Annotated in this window: 19 protein-coding genes; 18 read left to right on the plus strand and 1 reads right to left on the minus strand. The window is 36.0% G+C overall.

The window, feature by feature from the left end:
• Positions 1 to 66: 66 nt before the first annotated feature.
• From ACFVR1_RS13990 to ACFVR1_RS14030, 9 genes are all read left to right on the plus strand, one after another.
• Positions 67 to 945, plus strand: a complete 879-nt coding sequence (locus tag ACFVR1_RS13990; RefSeq protein ID WP_387584862.1) for an oxamate carbamoyltransferase subunit AllH family protein — start codon at positions 67 to 69, stop codon at positions 943 to 945.
• Positions 942 to 2489 (plus strand): acyl-CoA synthetase FdrA, encoded by a 1548-nt coding sequence (fdrA, locus tag ACFVR1_RS13995; protein ID WP_387584864.1) that lies wholly within the window; start codon positions 942 to 944, stop codon positions 2487 to 2489. The genes ACFVR1_RS13990 and fdrA overlap by 4 nt, the downstream gene beginning before the upstream one ends.
• A gap of 2 nt (positions 2490 to 2491) precedes the next feature.
• Positions 2492 to 3919, plus strand: a complete 1428-nt coding sequence (locus ACFVR1_RS14000; RefSeq protein WP_387584866.1) for a YlbE family protein — start codon at positions 2492 to 2494, stop codon at positions 3917 to 3919.
• Positions 3920 to 3989: 70 nt separating this feature from the next.
• A complete protein-coding gene (locus ACFVR1_RS14005; RefSeq protein WP_387584867.1) occupies positions 3990 to 5153 on the plus strand; it encodes an ankyrin repeat domain-containing protein in 1164 nt (387 codons plus the stop codon).
• A gap of 28 nt (positions 5154 to 5181) precedes the next feature.
• Positions 5182 to 6150, plus strand: coding sequence for a carbamate kinase (gene arcC / locus ACFVR1_RS14010; protein WP_387584869.1), 969 nt, complete (start codon positions 5182 to 5184; stop codon positions 6148 to 6150).
• 309 nt (positions 6151 to 6459) lie between these two features.
• On the plus strand, positions 6460 to 7914 hold the full coding sequence (locus ACFVR1_RS14015) for a cytosine permease (protein WP_387584870.1): 1455 nt from the start codon (positions 6460 to 6462) through the stop codon (positions 7912 to 7914).
• A 23-nt stretch (positions 7915 to 7937) separates the two neighbouring features.
• Positions 7938 to 8396, plus strand: coding sequence for a nucleoside deaminase (locus ACFVR1_RS14020; RefSeq protein ID WP_387584872.1), 459 nt, complete (start codon positions 7938 to 7940; stop codon positions 8394 to 8396).
• A 736-nt stretch (positions 8397 to 9132) separates the two neighbouring features.
• Positions 9133 to 10674, plus strand: coding sequence for a xanthine permease (locus ACFVR1_RS14025; RefSeq protein WP_387584873.1), 1542 nt, complete (start codon positions 9133 to 9135; stop codon positions 10672 to 10674).
• A gap of 100 nt (positions 10675 to 10774) precedes the next feature.
• Positions 10775 to 11242 (plus strand): nucleoside deaminase, encoded by a 468-nt coding sequence (locus tag ACFVR1_RS14030; RefSeq protein ID WP_387584874.1) that lies wholly within the window; start codon positions 10775 to 10777, stop codon positions 11240 to 11242.
• Between the two features lie 304 nt (positions 11243 to 11546).
• Here the strand turns inward: ACFVR1_RS14030 and ACFVR1_RS14035 are convergent, their stop codons facing one another.
• The gene (locus tag ACFVR1_RS14035) at positions 11547 to 12419 is read right to left on the minus strand and encodes an alpha/beta hydrolase (RefSeq protein ID WP_387584876.1); all 873 of its coding nucleotides are present in this window, start codon (positions 12417 to 12419) and stop codon (positions 11547 to 11549) included.
• Positions 12420 to 12652: 233 nt separating this feature from the next.
• On the opposite strand from ACFVR1_RS14035, the gene ACFVR1_RS14040 reads away from it, so the two are divergent.
• The 9 genes from ACFVR1_RS14040 to nadE all read left to right on the plus strand — a co-directional run bounded on the left by ACFVR1_RS14040 (position 12653) and on the right by nadE (position 24566).
• The gene (locus tag ACFVR1_RS14040; protein WP_387584878.1) at positions 12653 to 13891 is read left to right on the plus strand and encodes a M20 family metallo-hydrolase; all 1239 of its coding nucleotides are present in this window, start codon (positions 12653 to 12655) and stop codon (positions 13889 to 13891) included.
• A gap of 323 nt (positions 13892 to 14214) precedes the next feature.
• A complete protein-coding gene (locus tag ACFVR1_RS14045; protein ID WP_387584880.1) occupies positions 14215 to 14832 on the plus strand; it encodes a hypothetical protein in 618 nt (205 codons plus the stop codon).
• Positions 14833 to 14913: 81 nt separating this feature from the next.
• A complete protein-coding gene (locus ACFVR1_RS14050; protein ID WP_387584882.1) occupies positions 14914 to 16509 on the plus strand; it encodes a catalase in 1596 nt (531 codons plus the stop codon).
• A 425-nt stretch (positions 16510 to 16934) separates the two neighbouring features.
• Positions 16935 to 17459 carry a Rossmann-fold NAD(P)-binding domain-containing protein gene (locus ACFVR1_RS14055; RefSeq protein ID WP_387584884.1) on the plus strand — a complete coding sequence of 175 codons (525 nt, stop codon included), beginning with the start codon at positions 16935 to 16937 and terminating at the stop codon, positions 17457 to 17459.
• 224 nt (positions 17460 to 17683) lie between these two features.
• Positions 17684 to 18439, plus strand: coding sequence for an exodeoxyribonuclease III (locus ACFVR1_RS14060; protein ID WP_387584885.1), 756 nt, complete (start codon positions 17684 to 17686; stop codon positions 18437 to 18439).
• Between the two features lie 87 nt (positions 18440 to 18526).
• Complete coding sequence (locus ACFVR1_RS14065; protein ID WP_387584887.1) at positions 18527 to 19807, plus strand: aminotransferase class I/II-fold pyridoxal phosphate-dependent enzyme; 1281 nt, start codon at positions 18527 to 18529, stop codon at positions 19805 to 19807.
• A gap of 158 nt (positions 19808 to 19965) precedes the next feature.
• Positions 19966 to 22134: an outer membrane protein assembly factor BamB family protein gene (locus tag ACFVR1_RS14070; protein WP_387584889.1), complete on the plus strand. Its 2169-nt coding sequence runs from the start codon at positions 19966 to 19968 to the stop codon at positions 22132 to 22134.
• Positions 22135 to 22254: 120 nt separating this feature from the next.
• On the plus strand, positions 22255 to 23736 hold the full coding sequence (locus ACFVR1_RS14075) for a nicotinate phosphoribosyltransferase (protein ID WP_387584891.1): 1482 nt from the start codon (positions 22255 to 22257) through the stop codon (positions 23734 to 23736).
• A gap of 2 nt (positions 23737 to 23738) precedes the next feature.
• Entirely contained in the window at positions 23739 to 24566 is an 828-nt protein-coding gene (gene nadE / locus ACFVR1_RS14080; RefSeq protein WP_387584893.1) for an ammonia-dependent NAD(+) synthetase, read from the plus strand.
• Positions 24567 to 24956 lie beyond the last annotated feature (390 nt).

Consider the following 24956-nt stretch of genomic DNA (forward strand, 5'->3'; position numbering starts at 1 on the left):
GGTGCACTACCCCTGTAAGTTAATCTTGTTCATTCTATTAAGTTATTGAAAACAGAGGTGAATCAAGTGGTATTTGCTAGATCTGGAGATATTGATTTTATTCAGAAAGTTATCCACTCAAAGCTTAATGGTTTTGTTCATAGCACTTTTAAACGCACGGTAAATATACAATGCCTTGAGGATGGCGAACTATATACCATTGCCTGTAATGAAATAGATAATGGGCCAAATACCCTTATCGTTGATTTAGCTGTCTTCGAAGACATTAATGTCTTAGATAAAGTGCATTCAGTTAATAATATTATATCTATCGGAAACAAAATGTCCATAACAATCGATAAGGCAAAAAAATGGGAAAGTATACTGCCGACATACCACGCCAATACAGGAGTTTTAAAGAATAATATAAAGATAATGAAGCAATACATCGACATTCATGGTAAGAGTGGCGGTATTAAAAGTAACACTGTAAATGAAAGTCCATTTGAGCAAGAAATGTCTAAAATGCTTCAGGAAAGAAAAGGTTTACTAGTAAACGAACTGAGTAATAAACGACTACATGAAGCAATTCCACATGCAGTTTCTTTATTAGGACTTGGCCCTGGTTTAACTCCGTCTGGAGATGATTTTTTAGTAGGATTGTTCACCTCTTTTCAATTAAAAAATAGTCCTTTCGCTAATTATCAATGGTTTTTTGAAGAAATTGAAAGAGTAGCAAAGACAGCAACAAATGAAATTAGTTACATAGCAATAAAGAAAGCTTCTGTAGGCAAAATTAGAGAGTCTATCATTGTATTGGTGAACGCGTTGTTCGAGGAAAATGAAGAGCAATTGATACTCTCGTTAAAAAAAGTATTAAATATAGGATCTTCGTCTGGAACAGATATCGCTTTAGGGATTCTTACTGGACTAGAAATAAATATTAAAATTGGAGGTTCATTATGACTGTTCAAGTTGTAGTTAAAGCAAACACATATTTTGATTCCGTGTCTTTAATGTCTTTATCAACAAAAGCAAACCAAATTGAAGGCGTTGAGCAAGCAATTATAGCAATGGGAACTGAAATGAATAAAGAAGTAATTAAAAACGTTGGCCTTATGACACAAGAGGTGGAAGAAGCGAGAACAAGCGATTTAATGATCGTTGTAAAAGCTGAGAACGAGGAAATGTGCGAAAGCGCTTTCGAAAGTATTGAAGAATTATTAACGAAAAAAAATACGCCTTCAAAAGGTTCAAGCGAAGTTAAATATTCAACAATTAAATCTGCAGCAGAAAACATTCCGGATGCTAATTTAGCAATTATTGCGGTAAATGGAATGTATGCACCAAGAGAAGCGAGAAAAGCGCTTGAAAATAATCTTCACGTAATGATGTTTAGTGATAATGTTTCGATTGAAGATGAAATAGCATTAAAGCAATTAGCGCATGAAAAAGGCTTATTAATGATGGGTCCTGACTGTGGAACTGCAATTATTGGTAACGTTGCATTATGTTTTGCTAATGCAGTTAGAAAAGGAAATATCGGTATCGTTGGTGCATCAGGAACTGGTAGCCAAGAGTTAAGTGTTCGTATTCATGAATTTGGAGGCGGAATTACGCAACTTATCGGTACTGGTGGACGCGATTTAAGTGAAGAAGTGGGCGGAATTATGATGCTTGATGGCATTAAAGCATTACAAGAAGACGAAGCTACAAAAGTTATTGTGTTAGTTTCTAAACCACCTGCTTCAAGCGTTGAAGAAAAAGTTTTAGCACAAATTAAAAAATCTTCTAAGCCTGTTGTTGTATGGTTTGTTGGCGGAGATGAAGAAAAAGTAACAAAAGCTGGCGGTCATTTTGCGAAAATGTCTAAAGAAGCTGCGCTTAAAGCAGTGTTATTAGCTGGCGCTGACGAAAGCAAAATTAATAAACGTGCATTGAACCTTCCACTAGTAGAAGAAGTACGTGCGAAATTAAAACCAGAACAAAAATATATTCGTGGATTATTCAGTGGCGGAACACTTTGTGACGAAGCAATGCACATTGCTATGGAGAAATTCGACAATGTATATAGCAACATTCAAAGAGAGCCTGAATTCCGTTTAAAAGATGTAAAAGTAAGCCAAGAACATACTTTCATTGATTTTGGAGATGATCAATTTACACAAGGTAAACCGCATCCAATGATCGATCCTTCTACTCGTATTGAACGATTTATCCAAGAAGCGAAAGATCCTTCTGTTGGAGTAATTGTAATGGACTTTGTTTTAGGCTTCGGTGCTCATGAAGATCCAGTTGGTGCAATGCTTCCAGCAATCATTGAAGCGAAACAACTGGCTGAAGATGAAGGAAGACAATTAGAAATCATCGGATATATTCTTGGTACAGAATTAGATAGTCAAAATATTGAAGGTCAAATTAACAAATTATTAGCTGCAGGAGCTACACATGCAAGTAGCAGTCAAAATGCAGGTTTATTAGCAAGAGAATTTGTTGTGAAAGGAGAATAACCATGAGTAAAATTAACGAACTATTCAATGAAAAAATAAATGTCATTAATGTAGGTATTGAATCCTTCAAAGAAGACATGTTAAAACAGAATGCTTCTGTAACACATTTAGAGTGGATGCCACCAGGTAGAGGTAATCCAGAAATTATTGCTGCACTTGATAAATTAGAGGAACAAACAATTGCAGATAAAATTGAAGCAGCAAATAAACTTGCAGTTGAAAGAATTGTTAACTCACAACCTGTATTAATCGGCTTTGATCAAGCGATAAATGTTGTTCCTGGTATGACCAAAACAACTATTTTACATGCTGGCCCACCTATTACTTGGGACAAGATGAATGGTCCTATGAAAGGCGCAGTAACTGGAGCTTTAGTATTTGAAGGACTAGCTAAGAATATTGAAGAAGCAGAAAAATTAGCTGCATCTGGAGAAATTACTTTCTCTCCTTGTCATGAACACAACTGTGTTGGTTCAATGGCTGGTGTAACTTCTGCGTCTATGTTTATGCATATTGTTGAAAACAAAACATACGGAAATATTGCGTACACAAATTTAAGTGAGCAATTATCTAAAATTTTACGTATGGGTGCAAATGATGAAAGTGTTGTTAATCGTCTAATTTGGATGCGCGATGTATTAGGTCCAATTTTACGAGATGCAATGAAAATAAGTGAAAATGGAATTGACTTACGTTTAATGCTTGCACAAGCACTTCATATGGGAGATGAGTGTCATAACCGTAACATTGCGGGTACAACATTACTTATCCAAGCTTTAACGCCTTTAATTATTCAAACAGATTTTACAACTGAGCAGAAAAAAGAAGTATTTGAGTTTATAGCAAGCAGTGACTATTTCTCAGGTCCAACTTGGATGGCTCTATGTAAATGTGCATTAGATGCTGCTCATGGTATCGAGAACAGTACAGTCGTTACAACAATGGCTCGTAATGGAGTAGAATTTGGTATTCGTATAAGTGGTATTGCTGGTAACACGTGGTTTACTGGGCCAGCTCAAAAAGTAATCGGTCCAATGTTTGCTGGATACAAACCAGAAGATTCTGGACTTGATATTGGTGATAGTGCTATTACTGAAACTTACGGAATTGGTGGATTTGCAATGGCGACAGCTCCTGCTATCGTTGCACTTGTTGGTGGAACAGTTGAGGACGCAATTAGCTTCTCCACAAAAATGAAAGAAATTACAACAACTGAAAATCAAAACGTTACGATTCCTTTATTAAACTTCATGGGAATTCCAACTGGAATCGATGTTCGAAAAGTAATTCAAACTGGAATCATGCCAATTATTAATACTGCGATTGCACATAAAGACGCGGGAATTGGAATGATTGGTGCAGGAATTACAAATCCACCAGTGGAAGCTTTTGAAAAAGCAATTCTAGCATTAAGCGAAAACATTAATTAAGAAAGAAATTGGCCCTAAATTATGTTTAGGGCCTCAATAATATTGCGGATCAACAAAGGAGATTAAAATTGTGGATAATCAATCCTTACATATTGAACTTTTTGAAGCGAGTGAATTAGGAAATCTTTCTACTATTGAAAAGTTGTTACAAGAGGGTGCTAGCGTTGATTTTAAAGACGATGCTGGACGTACTGCTTTAATGGCAGCTACTCAAAAAAATCAAGTAGCAGCTGTGAAAATCTTAATTGAAGCTGGTAGTGATGTAAATACGAGAGATATTACACAACTATCTCCGTTTATTTGCTCCGCAGCAAATGGTTTTCATGAAATACTGCGATTGATGATTAGCGGTGGCGCCGAATTAAATAGTGTAAATCGTTTTGGTGGAACAGCTTTATTACCTTCCAGTGAAAAAGGTTATTTAAAGACAGTACAAGTTTGTATCGATGCTGGTGTTCCAGTAAACCATATGAACAATTTAGGTTGGTCCGCATTACTAGAAGCAGTAATTTTAGGGAATGGCGGTCGCTTATATTCTGATATTATTCAAACACTTGTAGATGCTGGTGCGGATGTAAATCTAGAGGATCGCGATGGAAAGTCATCCCTTCAACATGCGAAAGAGCTAAATCAACATAAAGTAGTTAGTATTCTTGAAAAAGAGATAAACGAAAATAATGAGTATATTAAAAATGCTAAGTTATTTGCCAAAATGGACAAGTACGAAGATGCAATTTTGGAAATGGATAAAGCATTAGAATTAGACAATCAAAATACGGATTACTTCTATTATAAAGGTTATTTCCTACAAGAATTAAAACAATACAAAGAAGCTCTTGAAGTGTTCAACAAAGCATTATCGATTAATCCAAATGACTTAGACTTTTATTTTTACACAGCAAATTGTTTGAGATTATGGAAAAAACCGGAGGAAGCTTTGGCTGAATACGATAAAGCGTGTGATATCAATCCGAACGAAACGTTCTACCGTTACCATAAATCAAATTATTTAAGAGAACTTGGAAGACATGAAGAAGCTGTTATTGAAATGGATAAACTTTTAACACTTCAACCAAATAGATATGACTTCTCCTTTCATAAAGCAAATAGTCTTAGATCTTTAGGAAAGCATGAGGAAGCAATTGAAGCAATAGAGAATGCAATTAAGAATGATCCAACAAATCCTTTATATCATTCTCATAAAGAACAATCGATTGAATTACTTAAAAAGTAAGTAATTCAGTATTATAGGAGGAAGTCAAATGGGGGAAGTAACAATTGTTGCCATAGGAGGCAATGCGTTAGTAAAAGAAAATGGTCGTGATTCGATTCAAGATCAATATGAAGCAGTACAAGAAACAGTGGTCCATATTGCCGACATGGTGGAGGCGGGATATAAAGTAGTCGTTACACACGGTAATGGACCACAAGTAGGATTCGGATTAAGACGATCTGAAATTGCAAATGAAGTAGCGGGCATGCCTGCAATGCCACTTGTTAATTGTGTTGCAGATACACAAGGTGGTATTGGATACCAAATTCAACAAGCGATGACAAACGAATTTGCAAAAAGAGGACTAAACAAAAAAGTAGCTACTGTAATAACTCAAGTAGAGGTTAGTTCAGATGATCCGAATTTTGTGAATCCGACAAAACCAGTAGGATCATTCTTTACATTAGATCAATCTGAAAAAATGAAAGAAGAACATCCTGACTGGAAGTTCATCGAAGATTCAGGTCGCGGTTATAGAAGAGTTGTTCCATCTCCAAAACCAATTAATATCGTTGAAAAAGATGCTATTAAAATGTTAATAGATTCTGATTTTGTGGTTATTGCTGTTGGAGGCGGGGGAATTCCTGTCGTAAAATCAGCAAATAATACATACGAAGGTATTGATGCTGTAATTGACAAAGACTTTGCTACAAGTCTATTAGCAGAACAAATAGAAGCAGAGACTTTAATCATTACTACGGGTGTTTCAAGAGTATGCATTAACTTTGGTAAACCTAATCAAAAAGCGCTTGAAAAAATTACTATTGAAGAAACAAAACAATATATGGAAGAAAACCATTTCCCAGCTGGAAGTATGCTTCCAAAAATTGAAGCAAGCTTAAGTTTCCTAGAGAAAAAAGGGAAGAGAGTAATTATTACAAACCCAGAGAGCTTGAAAGAAGCAATTAAAGAAGAAGCAGGTACACATATTATTAAAGAACAAATCGCAGTTTTATAAGTTATTTTGGGAAGACTTCTAGATTTATAGAATCTTCCCAAATAACTTATTTTTTTATTCAAATATTAATAACTTAATAATAAAATCGCTAATATTTCCCATTAATAGTACATATACCTTTGTATAAAACGCCTAATGAATGCACTGTTTTTTAGTTTACTTATACAATGACAATTAACACTTCCAGTTAATATACTAATATAATGAAATGGTTATTAAAGTATATGAAAACGTTATCATGAAAATGCAATCGGCTGAAAATCAATTACTAGAATAATTGTTTAATAAAAATGTAAGGAGTATTAGATTATGGGACAAGCAAAAATAGAACATGATTACGACAAATACCAGTCGTATGGCTATGCTGAAGATTTACTTCCGAAAAAGTCTAACCAAAGAGATTGGGGTATGTCCAACTACGTAACGCTATGGATGGGCGCAGTACATAATATTATGTCTTATATGACAGTTGCAGGTTTTTTTATCTTGGGCTTAAATACGAAACAAGTATTATTAGCTGTTATGTTATCCGCTATTATTGTTTCAACGTTTTATGTATTAAATGGTTACTCGGCTTCCAAATATGGACTACCTTTTGCGATGTTACTAAGGGATTCCTTTGGTGTTAAAGGGTCAATCATACCTGCACTATGTCGAGGTCTTATTGCTGGTATAGTATTTTTTGGAACAACAACCGTTGTTGGCGCAGAATCACTGAATGTTATTTTCGCAAGATTTTTTCCAAACTTTATGACTCTAGGCGGAGATTTTAATATTCTTGGTTTAACATTGCCAACAATGATTTCTTATGTAATTCTTTGGACTGTTACAGTACTTTTATTCTTAGGGGGAATGAGTTTCCTTGGTAAGTTTGGTAACTGGTCTTCACCTGTAGTCTATGTATTTATCATTGGTGCAGCTGTTTGGGCGATCAATATTGCTGGTGGCTTTGGTCCAATTATGTCATATGTACCGGCTAACCCAAATTCAAGCATATTTGTGTTTATTGCTTGTGTAAGTGCTTTAGTTTCTAACTGGGCAGGTCCAGTTGTGAATATGTCCGATTTCACTCATCATGCAAAATCACCAAGAGATATGATTATCGGATTACCACTTGGTTTCATACTTTCTTATGTTCTTTTCGCTATTACTTGTGTTGCACTAATTGCAGGTACTGAAATTACTTTTGGTACTCCAATTTTTAATATCGTACATGCACTTGATAAAATGGAAAGCACATTTGCAGTAGTAGTACTAATTTTAGCTCTTAACGTAGGTGCGATTTCGTTCGTTGTTTATGCAAATTTACTTCCATCTGGTTTACAAATGTCAGCACTATTTCCAAAACTATTTACTGTTAAGACAGCAGGTATTTTAACTGCAATCGTTGGGACATTAATATTACCATGGAAGCTTGTAGAAAGTACAAATACACTATTTTTCTTCTATAGCTTTATCGGTTCTATCTTTGGGCCAATCGCAGGTATTATGCTTTCTAGCTTCTATATTCATCGAAAAAGAGTTCTAAATCTTGATAATATTTATGTACCTCAAGGTAGTAATGGTGAGTATAAAAATGGATACAATCCAGTAGCAATGATTGTTTTAGCGATTAGTTTTATTTTGCCAATGTCTGGTGCTTTTCTGAAGAGCGTACCATTTTTAGTTAAAATGAATGATTTTGCATTTTTTAGTGGATTAATCGTTTCATTTATTTTGTACACAATTTTGAGTAATACATTAAAACAAAGTAAACAACTATAAGAGATTCATAGGAGGGTATAATAATGGATTATATGAAAATGGCAGTAGACGCAACAATTGAAGGTATGGATAAAGGTCATGGCGGTCCATTTGGAGCGACTATCGTTCGCGGCGATGAAGTTATCGCAGCAGTAAGTAACACAATGATGAAAGATACGGATCCATCTGCACATGCTGAAATGGTAGCTATCCGAGTAGCTTGTGAAAAATTAGGTACAATGGATTTATCAGATTGCATAATTTACGCAACATGTGAACCATGCCCAATGTGTATGGGAGCAATCATTTGGTCTGGCGTGAAAGAAGTTCATTATTGCAGCACAAGACATGATGCAGCTACTCACGGATTTTCAGACATCCATCTTCGCGAGTATTTAGATGGTTCGGATGAAAGTGTAGTAAATATGATTAAAGTGGAAGATAGAGAAGACTGCGACAATTTATGGGAACATTTTCATAAATTAAACGCAATTATTAAGTAATAACATTTTCCGGCACTATAATAGTGTCGGATTTTTTTGTTCCAGTTCAATAATAATATTGATTCCTAATAGTCTTAATATACTCCGATAATAATTCAACAATAATTGTATAACTTGGCTAAAAGAAACATCATTTTTGGGTTTCATTAAACAGTGACAATAATTGAATTAATATTCAATAGTATTTCGTGAGCGCTTACTAGACTATTAGCAGAACAATCCGATACACATATAGTTAAATAGTGGTGAAGTATAGTAATGACCGACCTTTCATAAGGCCGGTCATTATACTTACAATGATCAACAAGGATATTTTTTCCTTAATTTCCATATCGTTTATCACGTAATTTGAGGATTATATTCCCAATATTTAATGAACTACACTTTTTTAAGATTATTTACTACTCCTTTTCTTATTCTATACATACTACCTTGTATAACATGACTAAAAGTATGTCACTATTTTTGGTTTTATTATACAATGACGACTTTGGGCATTTTGTATAAACTAAGTGTGTAAGGTTTAGTGCAAATGCCCTAATCTAATTGATACATACTGTGGTAACGAAATGAGCCTTGCAAAAATGTAGAATTAATTAATTCAAGGATATTTTCTAGACAGCTAGGCAAACGCACAGAATTTTAGTGCAAATTGAAAACGCTATCAAGTGAATGGATCCTCGCTTGGAAGCAAAAATTAATCAAGCTTTTTAATAAAAAGCAAGGAGTGTTAGCCATGGGGAAAGTAGTTTTTTGGAAAAAAGGAGACATAGCTGCTTCTTTCGGTTTATTCGTTAACGTTTTGACAGACTTTTTAGTTATGATTTCATTATTAATTGGTGTAGTTGGCATGCCAACTGAGTTTGTTTTTAAACGGATTGTTCCTGGTTTTGGACTTGCGGTATTGATATCCGGTGTTATTTTTGCATATTTTGCTTATAAATTAGCAAAGAAAACAGGTAGAGCAGATATTACCGCATTACCATCAGGTTCTAGTTCACCTGGTATTTTCCTTATCGTATTTGTAATTATGCTTCCTCTATATCATCAAACACAGGATGCCGTTTTCACAACATCAGTCGCTGTGCTTTGGGGTTTTATTGAGGCTTCGATTTTATTTTTAGGTGCATTCATAGGTGATACAATTAGAAAGCTTGTTCCAAGAACTGTATTGTTAGCATCATTGGCAGGTTTGGCATTTGTATTCTTAGGTATGAACCCAATGCTACAATCTTTTGAAATGCCTGTAGTGGCATTTGTTGCCTTAATAGTAATCTTCATGAACTGGTTAAGTAAGCATCCAATATTCAAAAAAATACCTACGGGTTTATTATTGATCGTAATTGGAACTACAATTGCTTGGATAGCTGGATATCAAAGTCCTGCAGATGTTACTGAGGCTCTAAAATCATTTGGCTTTAATCCTCCTAAGTTGCATTTAAATGGACTTTTCAGCCATATTGAAGCTGCTTTGCCATATTTATTAACTGCTATACCTTTAGGGTTGTCGAACTTTATTTTTAATCTGGAAAACGTTGAAGCTGCTGCTGTTGTTGGGGATGAATACAGCACTAGAGACGTTATGCTTGCAAACGGCTTTTCTACTTTTATAGGTGGCATTTTTGGTAATCCATTCCCAGTAACAGTATATGTTGGTCATGCTGGTTGGAAAGAAGTTGGTGCAGGTTTAGGTTATTCCATTGCTAGCTCAGTTGCCATATTCTTATTATCGATTTTCAGTCTAATGGGTCTTTTACTAGCTGTTGTTCCAATTGCTGCGATTGTTCCAATGCTCGTGTTTATTGCGATTGTAACAGGGCATCAAGTTGTTAAAGAAAGTCCGAAATTTGAAGCCCCAGCAATCTTTGTAAGTTTCTTCCCATGGGTTGCTAACTGGGCACTAGTTGCTGTTAATAATGCACTTTCAGCTACTGGTACGTCGGTAGGAGAGGGTGCCGATCAAGTTTCTTCACTTGCCTTGCACAATGCTGGACTTTTCTACGATGGTCTGGTCGCTCTAGGTAATGGTGCTCCTATTACTAGTGTACTTTGGGGTTCTATAGCTGTATTTACTATCCGTAACACACCTATTGGTGCTATAGTAGCTGCAGTACTTGGAGCAGTTTTAGCTTTTGTAGGTGCAATCCATACAAACACTATTGGAATTGCGCAAGATACTGCTATGCCTTTCGTTATTGGATACCTACTAATAGCAGTACTCTTAGCTTATAAACTATATGTTAATAAGAAAGAAAATATTGGTCCTGTTACAGAGTAAAATGGAAGCTCGTGTATAATCTTCTATTCTTACACGCTCGAAGTGAGAGACTTCAACATATATTAATAAAATAATTCGAGAGTATTCGGAGGGTTATAAAATGGATTACATGAAATTAGCTATAGACGCTACTATTGAAGGAATGGATAAAGGACACGGTGGTCCATTTGGTTCAACTATCGTACGTAACGGTGAAGTAATTGCTGCTGTTGGAAATACAATGATGAGAGACATTGATGTTTCAGCACACGCAGAAATGGTTGCTATTCGTGAGGCTACGAAAAAATTAGGAACTTTTGATTTATCAGATTGCGAAATTTATGCAACTTGTGAGCCTTGTCCAATGTGTATGGGGGCTATTATCTGGGCTGGTATTAAAACAGTTTACTACTGCAGTACAAATGAAGATGCTCATGTTCATGGCTTCTCTGATAAACATCTTCGCACCTATTTAAAAGGTGAAGATGATAGTGTTGTTAACATGATTAAAGTAGACAATCGTGATGATTGCGACAACTTATGGGAACACTTTCATAAATTAAACGAAGAAAAAGAGACTACTATTTAAATAGAACAATAACAGTTATTAAAAATAACCTTTGTCCACATAGTATAAGGACAAAGGTTATTTTTTGCAGAATAAGAAAGTATATGTTTTTTTACATAGTAACTGTCTAGCTCCATGCGCCAGCTGCTCCTGCGGCAAGCTCGTCGCAATAAGAGATTGTGCTCGAGGCGGTGGCTGAGGAACTGCCTCCTGGGCCCGCACGATGCGGGTCATGTCTGCTTTGCCACAGGATGTGGCGGACTTTGCAGACCTACACTTTCGTCATTTGCTTGTCGCAGCAGGGTGGCGTCTGCCGCTTTTCTTATTAATCTGCTAAGTGGACATGAAGGAAATCTAAAGCCTCTCTAAGTGCATTTTGCACAACAGGATTATGAAAATCTTTATCAAATGAATGTTCTCCATTTGGAATTGTAATTAACTTAGCTTTAACGTTTTCTTTGATTAATGCAGCTCTCATAAACACAGATTGTAAATAAGGAACATCCACGTCATTCGTTCCGTGTAGCAATAGTGTTGGTGGATAATCCTTTGTAACATTGTGAATAGGGGATAACTTTAAGAGCTCCTCTTTATTAATAGTAGGATTAATACCTGTTACTTCTTGAATCCATTCACCAGTTTGTCTAGCATATAAATATAGAAGAAAGCGCTCTTCAACAGAAGCTTCTGTACTTACATCGTCGGTAATAATATGTTTTGTCATCTCTTTTGTAACTAAATCTTTTTGACGATAAAAATTGTTTGGGCTTGTAGCCCAATCCGCACTAATATCTCCGTATCCATAGAATGATACAATTGCACGTGGTTTATTTTTAAATGTACCTGTACAAAGAGCTAGAAAACCGCCAGCGGAGCTTCCAACAACAGCCATCTTCTTGGGATCGATAGAAAACTGCTTTGGACCTTCTAATTCAATCCAATGTAGAGCATCTTGAACATCCACTAAAATATCCGGTAGTTTTGTTTCAGGCGCTAGTCTATAATTAATAGAAAATACTCCATATCCATTTTTTGTATACAACTCAATCATTTCATTATTTAGTTCTTCTTTTGTTCCCCAAAGTAAGCCGCCTCCATGAATGAAAACGACCACTGGAGCATTGGGATTGCTTGTTTCATAATAATCAGCTTCTAATGTAAAGTGTTCACTTGTTTTATAAATGACTGTATGTCTCACTCTGTTCACTTCCAATCACTAATTGTAACGAAGTTCAGTATATCACTAAAGAGATGGTTCTTCATTGTATACCATGCACAATAAATGAAGATATATCTTGGTTTCATTCCACAATGACAGTCTTGCTAAGAATGTTTAAAATGAATATAAAAGTACAAAATTTGTTAGTTATAGAGTAGATCACTCGCGGCAAGGTTTAGGCATAATGAATAATTAGGGCAGGGGATACTTATATGGATAGTAAAAAAAGATATGAGTTACTGTTTAATAATATTAACCAATACAACTCGGGTGAAAAGGGAATTACAAGGATTGCATACTCAAATGAAGAGCAGACCTGCACTCACGCGTTTATGCGAATGTGTATGGCAGAACATTTAGATATAAAAATGGATCCATGTGGAAACGTGATTGCAAGAAGAAAAGGTAAAGTAGAAGGGCTACCCCCTGTAGTAATGGGTTCTCATCTTGATACTGTTTACCAAGCTGGAAAATATGATGGTGTAGTTGGTGTCACCGCAGCTTTAGAAGTGATTAAACGATTAAATGAAAAAGGTATTGAAACAGATCATCCAATTGAAATCATTTCATTTGCTTGTGAAGAATCTGCCCGATTTGGTGTATCAACAGTAGGAAGTAAAGCGATGGTTGGTCAATTCGATCAAAATAGATACCGAAATTTAGTAGATAAAGACGGTATCACCATGGAAAAGGCATTTGCTTTATGCGCTTTGGATTTTAATAGTGTAGAACTAGCAAGTAGAGAAAATGAACAATTCAAAGCATTTTTTGAACTGCATATAGAGCAAGGCCCCGTCTTAATCAATAACGATAAAAAGATAGGGATTGTTACAGGGATAGCGGCTCCTGTAAGATTACATGTGAAAATAATGGGGAAAGCATCTCATTCGGGAACTACACCTATGAATATGAGAAAAGACGCTCTACTTGGTGCATCTGAAATCTCGTTAGAACTTGAACGTGCAGCAAAAAGGGAAGAAGAGTTTGGAACAGTTGCGACTATTGGAGTTTTAAATGTCCATAATGGTGCAATGAACGTAGTACCGGGAGAAGTAGAAATGAAAATAGACATAAGATCCACCTCTCTTCCTTCAAGGCAACGAGTACTAGACTATTTAAATGAAACCATTACAAACATAAGGAAGAGTAGACAGTTGGATATTGAAAGCATAGAGATCAGTTCCGAAGAGCCTGTCCTTCTATCCAAAGAAATAAATGAAGTTCTTAAAAGTATTTGTGAAGAAAAGAACATCTCTAATCTAATAATGCAAAGTGGGGCAGGGCATGATGCAATGAACATGACAAAGTTATGCCCGGTTGGATTAATCTTTATCCCATCAGTTGATGGTCTCAGTCATCATCCAAATGAATATACTCCGTTAGATGATGTAATGATAGGGATTGATATTCTAGAAGAAGCGATTCTACATTATGCAATGATCAATAATTAGAAAAATGCCAAAGGAAAATTTCCTTTGGCATTTTTATTTTAAAGAAAAAAGATTTTGCTCTTGGCAAACTCGTCGCAAATGCCCCGCAGGAACGCAGTAACGAGAAGTTTGAAGTCATTCCAGCAAAAGCGTCCGCAATACCGGAAGTCAACGGTATTTGGACGGGCATCTTTTTGCACGGTTTTTCTTATAATTAAAAGTTATGGTATCTCGTTTAGGGTTCTTCTGCCTCTACGTCTTAGGTCTTATTCATTTTCCTTCTCTAGCCTGTGTGGAAAAAGTTTCAAATAGGGGATGATTAAAATAGCAGATTAGGGGGCAAAATGTTTCCTGTGAACGGGGTGAAGGAAATCGAGAATACCATTTATATTATGTTAAGTAATACTGGTACATTATTTTCAAAAGCAATAGGTGTGTATACGAGGAAAGATTTAAATCATACATCTATAGCTTTCGATGAGCAACTGAATGAGATGTATAGTTTCGGAAGGAAAAATAAGCATAATCCCTTTACTGGAGGATTCATTAGGGAAGATGCGACAAGTGAGCTTTTTAATCGTGCTACCTGTGCAATTTATAAGTGCCAAGTGAGCTCACGTGAATATAAGCAAATGAGGAATAAAATCCGGCGAATGGAACAGCAAAAAGAGCTATATAAATATAATTTAATCGGATTATTTGGTTTAGTAATGAATATTAAAATCGAACGAGAGCATGCTTTTTTCTGTTCGCAATTTGTTGCCACTATTATGAATGAATCCAAATCAACTAGATTAAATGTTGCTCCCCACCTTGTTCAACCTCATCATTTTGAACAACTTCCGATGTTAAAACTTATATACAAGGGGCAACTACAAACCTATATTTTTAGTAAACGTGGGAATGAGGAGCCAATACAAGTTAGTGCTTGGGAAAACTATGCATTTCAAATGCAACCTTAAACGAATGCTGGAATATTTACTTTCCGATCTGGACATTATGTAGAAGAGTTTAAATTTATATAATGTTTAGGAGGAAAAAAGTTGTCAAAAGATCAATCCAACTATGAGACGAATTTGGAAAATGAGGATACGTTAACAAATAGACAAGGCCATCCAATTACGAACAATCAAAATATAAGAACAGTAGGAAACAGAGGGCCTGCTACACTTGAAAATTATGATTTCATCGAAAAAATTAGCCATTTTGATAGAGAAAGAATTCCTGAACGAGTCGTCCATGCTCGAGGTGCAGGGGCTCACGGTTATTTCGAAGCGTATGGGGCAGCTGGTGATGAAGATATTTCCAAATACACTCGGGCAAAACTGTTTCAAGAAAAAGGGAAACAGACCCCTGTTTTCGTTCGTTTTTCTTCTGTAATACATGGGGGACATTCGCCGGAAACATTACGAGATCCTCGAGGATTTGCCGTGAAGTTTTATACAGAGGATGGCAATTGGGATTTAGTCGGCAACAATTTAAAGATTTTCTTTATTCGAGATGCGATGAAATTTCCAGATATGATACATGCATTTAAGCCAGATCCAATTACAAATATTCAAGACTCTGAGCGCTTCTTCGACTTTTGTGCAAGTTCTCCAGAATCATTTCATATGGTGACGTTTATTTATTCTCCATGGGGCATTCCTGCAAACTATCGAATGATGCAAGGTTCCGGAGTGAATACTTACAAATGGGTGAATAAACATGGAAAAGCAGTTCTAGTAAAATACCATTGGGAACCAAAGCAAGGTATTCGGAATTTAACACAAAAAGAAGCAGAAGAAATACAATCGAAAAACTTTAATCATGCAACGCAGGATTTATACGATGCTATTGAAAAAGGTGATTTTCCAGAGTGGGAACTTCTTGTTCAAATAATGAGCGATGACGACCACCCTGAACTTGATTTCGATCCACTTGATGATACGAAGCTTTGGCCAGAAGATCAATTTCCATGGATGGCTGTTGGGAAAATGGTGTTAAACAAAAACCCAGAAGATTATTTTATGGAAGTGGAGCAAGCTGCATTTGGAACTGGAGTACTAGTTGATGGACTAGATTTCTCTGATGATAAAATGTTACAGGGCCGAACATTTTCATACTCCGATACACAGAGACACCGTGTAGGAGCGAATTATTTACAGCTACCTATTAATGCACCGAAAAAAAGAGTTGCAACCAATCAAAGTGGCGGACAAATGGCGTATAAGCTAGACAGAGCTCCTTACCAAAATCCACATATCAATTACGAACCTTCTATATTAGATGGATTACAAGAAGCAGATCAACTAGGTGAAGAATATACACCGATGATTAAAGGAAATTTAGTACGGCAATCCATCGATAGAGAAAATAATACAAAACAAGCTGGAGAAACATTCCGCAAGTTTGAACAATGGGAAAAAACCGAACTTATTGCAAACCTTGTAAATGACTTATCTAGTTGTGATAAAAGAATTCAAGAAAAAATGATTGCACTAGCTGATGAAGCAGATACAGATTATGGTCTTCATTTACGGGAAGGTTTAGCCCGTGCAAAAAAAGGTGGATCGACCAATAAGCCTCTAGGCAATCGGGACGGCGACGATGCACCTAAAGAAGCAATTGAAAAGAGTAATGAAGCAGAACCATATTAATAGCTTAGCCTCACTTTCTTAAGTATTGGAAAGTGAGGTTTTACTACTTTTGAAAATCTCAGAAAATCTCGGAGAATCTCATAAAATCCCGGGCATACCTCAAAAAATTACCAGGGAAGTTGAGAATTTTTCCACTACTGGTGTTCTATTTAATGTAAAATGCATCACCGTTATTCAGATAGAGTATACATAATTTTCAATCAATTAAATGCGAATTGTTTTTCGAAATAGTGTAAACTTATAAGATAGATATTAAGGAGTTGTTAGCTATGAGTATGCTTATTTTTATTGCTATCTCTTTGATCGTAATGGTTGTTGTTGCTTTTGTTGCAATCGGAATATATTTTTTATTCAAGATAGCGAAGAAATAAAAAATGTGACTCTAAAAATGGAGTCATGTTTTTTAGTTAAAAGGGGAATTTGAAATGAAACATGTTTGCTTAATTGGTGGAACGGGAATGTTAGCAGAAGTTACAAAGTGGTATGCCGATAATAATCACATCGTTTCGGTAGTAGCAAGGAATGAAGAAAAAATGAACCAATTAAAAAACTCTTGTTCCAACCCTGAAAATATTAAAGCGGTGTATGTCGATTATCGAGATTTCGTTAAATTGAATGAGTCTCTTAAGCAAAGTATAAATAGATATGGTACATTTTCGGAAGCTATTATTTGGATACATTCCGATGCACTACTAGCACTTCCTGTTATATTTGAGTTGCTAGAGGAAAAGAGTACCGCTTGGCAAATACTAGGCAGTAAAGCAAATGCTAAAACCTTCAGAAATCAATATCAACCCTCTAATAATGTTATATATAATTTCATACAGCTCGGTTTTATTAGACAAAATAATAGTCACAGATGGTTAACGAATACTGAAATAGCAGATGGAGTTATTTGTTCAATACTTTCGGGTAAGGAATATAGTTTAATAGGTGAGGTTTCTAATTAAGCGAGCATGACATAAAAGTCATGTTTGCTCTTATGGTTTGCTAAGATTAACCGTGTAAGATAAGTAGTTTAGTCTTTCAAAAGTTCAAAAGAAGCTACATTGCCTTGTTTAACCTAAAGTTATCACATGACAAGGGTTATTTTACATGTATACTTTTTTAGCACTATACTAATAGAATATTGTCCGGTTGTTTATCGGGTTTCTATAATTGGAGGAATATAAAAATGAAACTAGTTTCATGGAATGTGAATGGTTTGCGTGCATGTGTGAAAAAAGGATTTTTAGATTATTTTAATGAAGTGAATGCAGATATTTTTTGTTTACAAGAGACGAAGCTGCAGGAAGGCCAAATTGAGCTGCAGTTAGATGGATATGAGCAATATTGGAATTATGCTCTGAAAAAAGGTTATTCTGGGACAGCAGTGTTTACAAAAGTGAAACCAATTTCGGTTAAATATGGCGTAGGGGATTTCGAAACAGAAGATGAGGGTAGAATCATTACGCTCGAATTCGATGACTTTTATTTAGTTAATGTGTATACACCAAATGCAAAACGTGATTTGACAAGACTTTCATATAGACTCGAGTGGGAAGATGAGATGCGTGTTTATTTGAAACAACTTGAAGAAGTGAAGCCTGTCATTATGTGTGGAGATTTAAATGTAGCACACGAGGACATAGATTTGAAAAATGCTAATTCTAATAGAGGAAACTCTGGTTTTACGCTAGAGGAACGTGGCAAAATGACGGCTTTACTTGCGGAAGGCTTCGTGGATAGTTTCCGTTATTTTTATCCGGAGCAAGATGGCGCCTATTCATGGTGGTCGTACTTGAATAAAGTGAGAGAGCGGAATATTGGATGGAGAATTGATTACTTTATAGCTTCCGAACAACTTGCGCCTAATTTAAAGGATGCTTCCATTGATGCACATATACTTGGCAGTGATCATTGTCCTGTCATTTTGGAATTGAAGCAATGATATTCAATATATTATGAGAAAAGGTATAATCCTTTAATGAATTAGAGTACAATATTTTTAAATTAACTATTTTGGAGGTTCTTATAGATGAATGCTTTAGCCTTACAATTAAATGAAAAAATGCAAAATGAAAATCCTGCAATTTACGATATGCTATCCGATTTAGGAAAGAATTTATATTATCCAAAAGGAATTTTAAGTCAGAGTGCGGAAGCGGGAAAAAAAGCACATCGCTTTAATGCCACAATTGGTATCGCTACGGAAAACGGAGAACCGATGCATTTCCGTCATATACAAGATAAACTAGACTATAACCCGAAAGATATATACCCTTATGCAGCACCTCAAGGGAAGGAAGAACTGCGTTTAAAATGGAAAGAAAAATTATTAGTAGATAATCCTTCTATGCAAAACAAATCAATTGGAACACCAATCGTGACTAGTGCGTTAACACATGGTTTAAGTATTGTTGCAGATTTGTTTATGAATCCAGGTGACGTAGTTATTACGCCAGAGCAATATTGGGGTAACTACAATACCGTTTTTCAAATTAGAAGAGGCGGACGTGTAGAAACTTTTCCATTATTCAATGAAAAAGGCGGTTTTCATGTAGAAGCATTCCGCGAATCACTAGTGAAACAAAATGAAAAAGCGATTGTTTTATTAAACTTCCCAAACAATCCTACTGGATTCACGCCTTCTAAAGAAGATGCAGAAGCAATTGTTCAAGTATTAAAAGATGTTGCTGCATCCGGAACAAAACTAATTGTGGTATTAGATGATGCGTATTTTGGCTTATTTTATGAAGATTCTATTAAGGAATCTTTATTTGGTTTATTAGCTGAAGTTCATCCAAATATATTACCCGTGAAAATTGACGGTGCAACAAAGGAAAACTATGTATGGGGATTACGTGTTGGTTTCATCACTTATGCTGCAACTCCAGATGTATTAGATGCATTAGAGCAAAAAACAAAAGGAATCATTCGTGGTACTGTTTCTAGTGGTTCTCACATTTCTCAGACTATTATTTTGGAATCTTTAAAGGCAGCAGAATTCCAAACAGAAAAAGAAGAGAAGTTCCAAATTATGAAAGGCAGAGCAGTGAAAACAAAACAAGTGCTTGCAAATGAAAAATTTGCTCCATATTGGACTTACTATCCATTTAACTCTGGTTACTTCATGTGCTTAAAATTAAATAATGTCGATGCAGAAACATTAAGAAATCATTTGTTGGATCAATATGGAGTAGGTGTTATAGCAAGTAATAAAACAGATATCCGCGTTGCTTTTTCGTGTGTAGAAGAATCCGATATCGAAGAACTGTTTGATTTAATCTTAGAAGGATGTAAAGATTTAACTAAATAATTTAAGTTAGTAAAACTGTTCAAGGGGTAATCCTTGAACAGTTTTTTTATTTATTAAGATGAGAGCGGAAACATTTATTCTGAATTCGAAACATAAAATACTTTAGTAGGAGTTTTGAATTTAGCAAAATATTAATTATTAGTTTAAGGGGGGATATGATGGGATATAAAAAGTTATCAGTATGGGCAAAATTCTTTATTTTTTCTTTAATTGCACTTGTGGGCATTTTGATGATTTATATAGTAGTGGATATGGATAATGATAATGAGGAAAAAGAGCCTGAATACAGCACCATAACAGTAAAAGAACCTGTGATAGACTCTAAAGCTGAGGAAAAGGTGTTACCTGATCCGTCTACGCTAGCCTATACTTCGAATGAATGGGCCATTCATGGTGGAGATTACTATAACAGACGTTATTCTATGCTCAATCAAATTACTACACAAAATATTGGAGATTTAAAACCAACTTGGGTTAGTAGTCTAGGTTCAGGTTCAGAGGGGAAATATTCTGGAGAAGCAACACCAATCGTAGTGGACGGCGTAATGTTTATTACTACTGGCGCAAATGATATTTTCGCTTTAGATGCAAAGACAGGTGAAAAGATTTGGGCTTATACACCTGACATTCCGCAAGAAATGGATACAGTATGTTGTGGTTGGACAACACGTGGTGTTGCAGTTGGTGACGGTAAAGTATATGCGGGATTGTTAGATGCCCGTTTAATCGCACTAGACCAAAAAACGGGAGAATTAGTGTGGGAAACAAAAGTAGCTGAATGGGAAGAAGGCTACACAGTAACTAGTGCTCCGCTTTATTACAACGGTAAAGTTTACACAGGGGTTTCTGGAGGAGAATATGGAATTCGGGGGCGTGTGATGGCTTATGACTCTGATTTAGGTCATGAGGTATGGCGTTTCTATACGATTCCAGGTCCAGCTGATACTGATGGTGATACATGGCCATCTGATAATAATGCTTGGTTAACGGGTGGGGGACCAGTATGGAATACTCCAGCAGTTGACCCAGAGCTGGGTTACATTTATTTTGCTACTGGAAATACAGCACCAGACTTAGATGGAAGTAACCGTGAAGGGGATAATTTATACGCTAACTCAATTGTTGCTTTAAATGCGGAAAACGGTAAGTATGTGTGGCATTTCCAAGAAGTGCATCATGATATTTGGGACATGGATCCTACCAATCCAGTCATTTTATATGATATAGAAATGAATGGAGAGATGCGAAAAGGTCTCGGGCAAGCGGGTAAAACTGGTTGGGTTTATTTCTTAGATCGTACAGATGGAACTCCATTAGTAGGAATCGAAGAGAAACCAGTAACACAAGAAGAACGTCAAAAAACAGCTGCTACTCAGCCTTTCCCGATTGGCGATTCATTTGTTCCTCAAACTATAACGGAAGAAGATGTGAAGAATGATTTAGGACCTGAATTTTTAGGGGAAATTGGTAGTATATTTACTCCATTTTGGGATGTACCAATTACACTTAAACCAGGTCCATTTGGAGGAGCAAACTGGCCACCTTCTGCATACAATCCTGATACCGAATATTATTATGTATTAGGCAATGATCACTACATGTCTTTTGAAAGAAATGACTTAAGTGAGTACTCTGAAGGTGACGCCTATCTGGGTAGTATTTTTGGTCCGGTTTTAAACGCTCCAACCAGAGGGACAGTTACTGCAATTGATGTGAAAACCAATAAAATAGCATGGCAAAAAAATTGGGATACACTTGCTTATAGTGGAGTACTAACAACTGCTGGTAATCTTTTATTTGTTGGACATAATGATGGACGCTTAATTGCATTTGATGCAAAAAACGGTGATGAATTATGGGAGTATAAGATGGATGCTGGTGCAAACGCTCCATCTATAACTTATGAAATTGATGGAGAGCAATACATCGCTATTTATGCTGCAGGTAATGCACTTGCAGGTTCTATTCATGGTGATAAAGTATATACGTTTAAATTAGGTGGATCTTTACCGGAAGGTCAAGTAATTGATGCTTCCGCTAAAAAGGATCCTGCAACTTCCGAAGTTACTACAGTGAGTGCAAATCCCGATAAAGGAATAGCAGTTTATGATGCAAACTGTCTCGCTTGTCATGGTAACCAAGGAGCAAATGGTCACAATGGACCAAACTTGCAGGATAGTAAAATTGCAGAAAATAAAGAAGCTATTATTGAACGAATAACAAATGGTAAATCTGCTATGCCATCTTTTAAAGATACTTTGACGGAAGAAGAGATGGAAGCAGTTGCCGATTATGTATTGACTATAATTTCACCATTAGGTAAGTAATATATTCAACGACCGAAACCAGCTGTCATTTTGATAGCTGGTTTTCTGAATGATTAAATATCCAAGAAAAAGGGAAAATAGTGTATACTTATTTCAATAGTTATGGAGAAGGGGATTTTTATGAAGAGAGATTATCCAGACGACAGCTTAACATTACATACCGATTTATATCAAATTAATATGACCGAAGCTTATTGGGCAGATAATATGCATGAAAGAAAAGCGGTGTTTGAATTGTTTTTCCGTAAGCTTCCATTTGGAAATGGATACGGTATTTTTGCAGGGCTGGAAAGATGTCTTGATTATTTACGAGATTTTCATTTTTCGGAAAGTGACTTAGCTTATTTGCAGGAGGAGCTTGGTTACAAAGAAGATTTTATCGAATATTTACGTACGCTTCGATTTTCCGGGAATGTGTATTCCATGGTTGAAGGAGAGCTCGTATTTCCAAATGAGCCTATTATGAGAATTGAATCCACTTTGGCAGAAGCTCAACTTGTAGAAACTGCATTGTTAAATATTGTAAACTATCAAACGCTAATTGCTACAAAAGGTTCTCGTATTAAGCAAGTAGTGAAGGACGAGATTGCGATGGAGTTTGGTTCTAGACGAGCGCATGAAATGGATGCTGCAATTTGGGGCACACGTGCAGCATATATTGGTGGTATTGAAGCGACTAGTAATGTTAGAGCTGGTAAAATGTTTGGTATTCCAGTTGCAGGAACACATGCACATTCACTTGTACAAGCATATAAAAGTGAGTATGAAGCGTTTCATTCTTATGCAAAACGACATAAAGATTGCGTCTTTTTAGTGGATACGTATAATACGTTAAAAACTGGTGTCCCTACTGCTATTAAAGTGGCTCAAGAGCTTGGCGATAAAATTAACTTTATTGGAATTCGTTTAGATTCTGGTGATATTTCCTTCCTTTCAAAAGAAGCAAGAAAGATGCTAGATAAAGCTGGTTTTACAGATGCTAAAATCGTCGTTTCTAATGATTTAGATGAATATACGATTTTAAACTTAAAAGCACAAGGTGCAAAAGTAGATAGCTGGGGTATTGGTACCAAACTCATTACGGCGTATGACCAACCTGCACTTGGGGCAGTATATAAACTTGTTTCAATTGAAAATGAAGCAGGTGTAATGGAAGATACGATTAAAATTTCTTCAACTACAGAGAAGGTCACAACACCGGGGCAGAAGAAACTATTCCGAATTATCGATAAGGAAAATGGTAAAGCGGAAGGAGATTACATCACGATGTATGATGAAGATCCTACGCACGAAAAACGCTTAAAAATGTTTCATCCAGTCCATACATTTGTATCAAAATTTGTGACGAACTTTGAAGCGAAAGAGTTGCATGTAAAAGTAATTGAAAATGGGCAACTAATTTATAAAAACCCTTCTCTAGAAGAAATGCGAAGCTATGCTCATGAGAACTTAGAATTATTATGGGATGAATATAAACGTTCACTTAATCCAGAGGAATATCCAGTCGATTTAAGTCAAAAATGTTGGGACAATAAAATGCGTAATATCCAAGAAATAAAAGAAATGGAACATAATCTTATTGCGCATAATGGAGGTCAGTAACAATGACTACAAAGCAACAAGAGATCATTGAGGCGCTTAAAGCAATGCCAACCATTAATGCAGAAGAAGAAATTCGTAAAAGCATTGACTTCATGAAGGCGTATCTAATAAAGAACTCGTTTCTAAAAAGCATGGTATTAGGTATTTCAGGTGGACAAGATTCTACTCTGGTTGGGAAGCTTGCTCAACTTGCAGTAGATGAATTAAACAATGAAGCAGGGGCAGATAAATATGCCTTTATCGCAGTGAGTTTACCATATGGAGTACAATTTGATGAGGAAGAACGTCAAGATGCACTAGATTTTATGCAACCATCCAAAAGAGTTACGATTAACATTAAAGAAGCAGTTGATGCGAGTACAAGAGCGCTTCTGGATGCAGGAATTACTCTTTCTGATTTTGCCAAAGGAAATGAAAAAGCAAGAGAACGTATGAAAGCACAATATTCTATTGCCGCAATGCACAATGGAGTCGTATTAGGAACAGATCATGCCGCAGAAGCAGTAACTGGTTTTTATACAAAGTTTGGAGATGGTGGCACAGATTTAATGCCTATTTTTCGCTTGAATAAAAGACAAGGTAAGCAACTTCTTCAGCATCTCGGATGTCCAAAGCATTTATATTTGAAGGTACCGACTGCCGATTTGGAAGAAAATAAACCCGCACTTCCTGACGAAGTCGCACTAGGGGTTACGTATGAGGAAATTGATGATTATTTAGAAGGCAAAGAAGTCTCCAAAGAAGCCCAAGAAAAAATAGAAGGTTATTATAATCGTTCGATGCACAAACGACATATGCCAATAACCGTTTTCGATGATTTCTGGAAGTAATTAAACAATGTTGAGCCATCTCAAAGGAGATGGCTCGTTTTTTTTTACAGAAAGTATATGGAATAGGTTGATGCGCTCGCTTTAGGAGGAAATGAAATTGCTTTATGGGGTTATGTACTCAGGTTATGCGTGTATAGCGCCTGTTCAGGGGGAGATGCATTTGATAGGGGGATATGGCCTTCCTTTATGGGCTTATGAAAACGTGTTAGGGGTTTATAGCCTTCCTTTAGGTGTGTAAGGATTAGCTCTCAACTTAATAGACTGGATATTTATTTCTAAAGAAGTGCAGAGCATTCAAAATAGTAACCGCAACTATCTTAATTCCTAATTGTATTATATTGTAATTTTCGGTATGCTAATTAAGTATTGTATTAATTTTCGAACTAATCT

The sequence above is a fragment of the Psychrobacillus sp. NPDC058041 genome, from assembly GCF_042885655.1.
GTDB lineage: Bacteria > Bacillota > Bacilli > Bacillales_A > Planococcaceae > Psychrobacillus.

What these genes read in the sequence shown, in the direction of transcription:
- fdrA (WP_387584864.1), top strand. Translation starts at nt 942, where the DNA reads ATGACTGTTCAAGTTGTAGTTAAAGCAAACACATATTTTGATTCCGTG.
- ACFVR1_RS14000 (WP_387584866.1), top strand. Translation starts at nt 2,492, where the DNA reads ATGAGTAAAATTAACGAACTATTCAATGAAAAAATAAATGTCATTAAT.
- arcC (WP_387584869.1), top strand. Translation starts at nt 5,182, where the DNA reads ATGGGGGAAGTAACAATTGTTGCCATAGGAGGCAATGCGTTAGTAAAA.
- ACFVR1_RS14015 (WP_387584870.1), top strand. Translation starts at nt 6,460, where the DNA reads ATGGGACAAGCAAAAATAGAACATGATTACGACAAATACCAGTCGTAT.
- ACFVR1_RS14020 (WP_387584872.1), top strand. Translation starts at nt 7,938, where the DNA reads ATGGATTATATGAAAATGGCAGTAGACGCAACAATTGAAGGTATGGAT.
- ACFVR1_RS14025 (WP_387584873.1), top strand. Translation starts at nt 9,133, where the DNA reads ATGGGGAAAGTAGTTTTTTGGAAAAAAGGAGACATAGCTGCTTCTTTC.
- ACFVR1_RS14030 (WP_387584874.1), top strand. Translation starts at nt 10,775, where the DNA reads ATGGATTACATGAAATTAGCTATAGACGCTACTATTGAAGGAATGGAT.
- ACFVR1_RS14040 (WP_387584878.1), top strand. Translation starts at nt 12,653, where the DNA reads ATGGATAGTAAAAAAAGATATGAGTTACTGTTTAATAATATTAACCAA.
- ACFVR1_RS14045 (WP_387584880.1), top strand. Translation starts at nt 14,215, where the DNA reads ATGTTTCCTGTGAACGGGGTGAAGGAAATCGAGAATACCATTTATATT.
- ACFVR1_RS14055 (WP_387584884.1), top strand. Translation starts at nt 16,935, where the DNA reads ATGAAACATGTTTGCTTAATTGGTGGAACGGGAATGTTAGCAGAAGTT.
- ACFVR1_RS14060 (WP_387584885.1), top strand. Translation starts at nt 17,684, where the DNA reads ATGAAACTAGTTTCATGGAATGTGAATGGTTTGCGTGCATGTGTGAAA.
- ACFVR1_RS14065 (WP_387584887.1), top strand. Translation starts at nt 18,527, where the DNA reads ATGAATGCTTTAGCCTTACAATTAAATGAAAAAATGCAAAATGAAAAT.
- ACFVR1_RS14070 (WP_387584889.1), top strand. Translation starts at nt 19,966, where the DNA reads ATGGGATATAAAAAGTTATCAGTATGGGCAAAATTCTTTATTTTTTCT.
- ACFVR1_RS14075 (WP_387584891.1), top strand. Translation starts at nt 22,255, where the DNA reads ATGAAGAGAGATTATCCAGACGACAGCTTAACATTACATACCGATTTA.
- nadE (WP_387584893.1), top strand. Translation starts at nt 23,739, where the DNA reads ATGACTACAAAGCAACAAGAGATCATTGAGGCGCTTAAAGCAATGCCA.